The following is a 3503-nucleotide window of genomic DNA, read 5'->3' on the forward strand; positions in this document are numbered from 1 at the left end:
TAATCCCGTGAGTTTTGTTATCCGAGGAGTTTCCCAGAATACAAGGAAACCCCTCGGGTATACACAAAAGTTACAGGATAATCTATTCTCGTAGAAACCAAATAACATCGGTCTTTTCATCTCCTTTTTCCTTTTCAGGTGCTGGCAATTTTGCAGGGAGGCCGCGTTCTCGTAAGATTTTGTTTGCTTGATCTGAGGTAACGGTGGCATAAATCATGGTGGACTGAATAGATGAATGTCCCAAAAATGCTTTAATTGCAGGCAGCGAACATCCGCATGCCAGCATATCAACTGCAATCGTATGGCGAAATGCGTGTGGGGTATAGGCTTTTTGCTGGAATAACCCTGGATGTAATTTTTTAGCCATATTCACATACTTGGAAACAACTTCCTCTACACACGAAATCGTCATATGCTCGTTTCGCTGGCTCGAAAAAACATGACGGTTTTTGTCTCCATAAAATAAACCTGCCTGTTTGAAATGAACTCTCAATAGATCTGCACATTCATTGGGGATAACAATTCGCCGGGCCTTGCTTCCTTTGCCCACCAAGCGCACACGGGTTTCTACACCAAAAGTAACATCATTTGCAGTTAGGTCGCAAAGCTCCTGCGCTCTGGCGCCGCTTGCATAGAGAAAACTCATGAGGACAACATCTCTCCGCCCGCAAATTGTTTGTCGATTTGGCAATGACAATAATATCTGCATTTCTTCTGGCAAAAAGAATACGACATCATCTCCGCTTCTTTTAGAGGCCCTCTTTCTCTCGGTTCCCAGAACGCAAGACGAAAATGCTCCGGCAGATACCACATCTCTTCTCAATGCGAATTTAGCAAAGGAAGACAGCGCAGCAAGGCGTTGGTTCCTGGTTTGTTTACTGCAGCCGCGTGTGGTTTCTATCCATGACAAAAATTCATCAACTATACTGCTGTCCAGTACAGAGAACGTTACTTTACCCGCAGGGATCCCCTTTTCTTCTTCTAAGAAAATGAAAAAGATCCGCAAGGCTGCTTTGTAAGATCGGATTGTATTTTCACTGACACCTTTCGTGTCTGGAAGATAGCTGTCAAAAAATTCGGTCAACAGCCTTATAAATTCCATACCTCGCTTCATTCGTCAATCACCTCCGGGAAGATATTGTGCTTCCTTGTATAGTCCGTAATCAGAGTATGGTCTCGCTGGAAAAAATCGTAGTTTGCCTGCAAGTATTTATCGGTCTCTCTTAGGTCGCAATGTCCGAGATATGTGGATATGAAAGGAACGGCATCGGCAAAATCAAGCGGCGTTTGCAGTAATTGGTCAAATGCTTTTGCCACAAATGTGTGCCTGAAGCAGTGGAGGCACGGCCCGCGCTCATATTTCCGTACCCGTTCAAAATCAATGCCGCAGTCCTGTAGAAGATGTCCCATCCTTTTCCGGGCCCACTCTGCTGAATAGCGTCTTCCGCTGGTGCTATTTACAAACAGATATTCTCTCTGTGGTACAATAGATAAATACGCTCGAATGAGTTCTGTCAGTGAAATATCCATAGGCACATACCGTTGCTTGTCATTTTTGGCGTGTCGGACAAATAGCACCCCTAAATTCAAGTCTATATCTCTCGTTTCCATCTTCAACGCCTCATTTCTGCGCAAACCGCATCCGTACAGCATCCGTAATAAAATACAAAATAGGACTGCACTTTCTGGATTATAATCGCTATATGGAAGACTATCAGCGGAGGCTATCATTCTTTTCCATTCTTCATCGCTAAAAACATACGGCGCATAGGTATAAGAACACCGCGGGTATTCCGGTTCAAATGCGGTAATGTTTATAGAACGCAAATATTTTGAAAGCCCCCTGTAGCGTGCAATGTAGCTTACTTTATTTGCGCTTGTACCACATATCGTAGAAAGCCATTGGTTGATAATGCTTTCACTGAGACATTTTTCGAAAGTATGATTTTGCAGCAAAAAAGAATCCAGACTCCTAAGCATGATTTCATGGTTACGTGTGCTTCGCCCAGCCGATAAAAGCAACTGTAGATAATTGCTAAACTCAACAGCCAGGAAACTTTTGAAATCATTTTTCATTGGGAACCCTCCCCATGTTGCTTAGCCACTCTTTAAGTTTATCTGTTGCTGGAGGGACGGCAACTGCACACCGTCTAAGGTTTTCAATATCCAGTCGGACATAATTGTTAAAACAAAGCGAGCTTTGATGCCCTAAAACCTTTTGTACAACAGAATAGGGAATATCTTCTGCCACCAACTCCGTCGCCAGGCTCATGCGCAGTGCGTGCGGGCCAGTTTTTCTCCTGTCGGTGTCTATACCTGCCTTCGCCAAATAGCGAGACATTTCATGATGCGCTACAGTTTGCCCAATTGGTGTAAACGGACATTGTACCCGTAAAAATATATTCTCACTGTCCGAACTGGGACGGCCCTTTGTTAGATAGGCTAAAAGAGCTTCTTTAACATCCGGTAAAAGTTCCAGTCTTGCAGATACACCGGTTTTTTTCTGAACAAATTCGATGGTATTTGTATCCCAATGAATATTTTTCTTTTTCAAGTTGCAGATATCAGACGTACGGATGCCGAGTCGTGCGGCCAGCAGCAACATGGCACGGTCCCGTAATCCTTTGTCGGTACTTTTATCTACAACATTTAGAAGCTTTTGGATTTCATCTTTTGAATAGACAGTAGGCATGGGTTTTGCGCGGCGAACCGCGGGGACAAATTCAGCCAAATTCAACGGATGAATCTGCTCTTGATAAAGATATTTCATGAGTTTTCTAACTGCACAGCGAAAGTTCTCTTTCGAGCCACTTGCTGAAAACGCTGCATAGAGGATCTGCGCGTTAATTTCCTTTAGATCTGAAATCCCTTGCTGTTCTACGAAATGAAGAAATTCGTAACAATACAGATCTTGAAGTTTGCGTGTACCATCGCTAATAGACTGCTTACAGAGCATTTCATCGAATCTCTCAAAGACACCGCTAAAGTGCTTTAAATCTTTCTGCTTTTTCCGTGTATGGACTACGACATATGGTCTTTTGTTTAGAATGTCATTCAGCCGTCTCACATAAAAAGACATGTAAAACTGTCGACCGCTGGAGATTCTGCCACCATGTGTTGCCAAATAAGTTTCACCTACGGCTTCGGTGTACTCAAGGATTTGATTCTCTCTCATGTAGCGATCTACTCTGCCCATGGCTTCACGGTAATGTCGAATAGACTCGCTGGGGTACTCCTTTTCGTGTAGTTGGGAAAGAAGATCCTCCCACAACTGCGGCATATTGCCCGTGACAATTTCACATTTCATGGAATGCACCACCTTCTATATTTCTGAATGGCTTTTGCCTTTTTCAGAATACAAGACGGTGGTGCATTGAGCAATATTATCCCAGCAGCAGAATTTAGAAAGGTGTGATATAAGTGAATGATATGAAAACTCCTCGGATAACAAAACTCACGGGATTACACGGCTTATCCCAGTTCTAAGATAAGCCGTGCATACT

General features: G+C 43.4%; 3 protein-coding genes. All 3 read right to left on the minus strand.

The features are described 5' to 3' along the window. Nucleotides 1–82: 82 nt before the first annotated feature. Genes LKD37_RS17100 through LKD37_RS17110 form a run of 3 tightly spaced genes read right to left on the minus strand, consistent with a single transcriptional unit; the run spans nt 83 to nt 3307 of the window. Nucleotides 83–1114 (minus strand): tyrosine-type recombinase/integrase, encoded by a 1032-nt coding sequence (locus tag LKD37_RS17100; RefSeq protein WP_187016429.1) that lies wholly within the window; start codon nt 1112–1114, stop codon nt 83–85. Beyond that, on the minus strand, nt 1111–2076 hold the full coding sequence (locus LKD37_RS17105; RefSeq protein ID WP_256174696.1) for a tyrosine-type recombinase/integrase: 966 nt from the start codon (nt 2074–2076) through the stop codon (nt 1111–1113). Before LKD37_RS17105 ends, LKD37_RS17100 begins: the two co-directional genes overlap by 4 nt. Then, a complete protein-coding gene (locus LKD37_RS17110; RefSeq protein ID WP_187016427.1) occupies nt 2066–3307 on the minus strand; it encodes a tyrosine-type recombinase/integrase in 1242 nt (413 codons plus the stop codon). The genes LKD37_RS17105 and LKD37_RS17110 overlap by 11 nt, the downstream gene beginning before the upstream one ends. Nucleotides 3308–3503 lie beyond the last annotated feature (196 nt).

It is taken from the genome of Brotocaccenecus cirricatena, assembly GCF_020687045.1.
GTDB classification, from domain to species: Bacteria; Bacillota; Clostridia; order Oscillospirales; family Oscillospiraceae; genus Vescimonas; species Vescimonas cirricatena.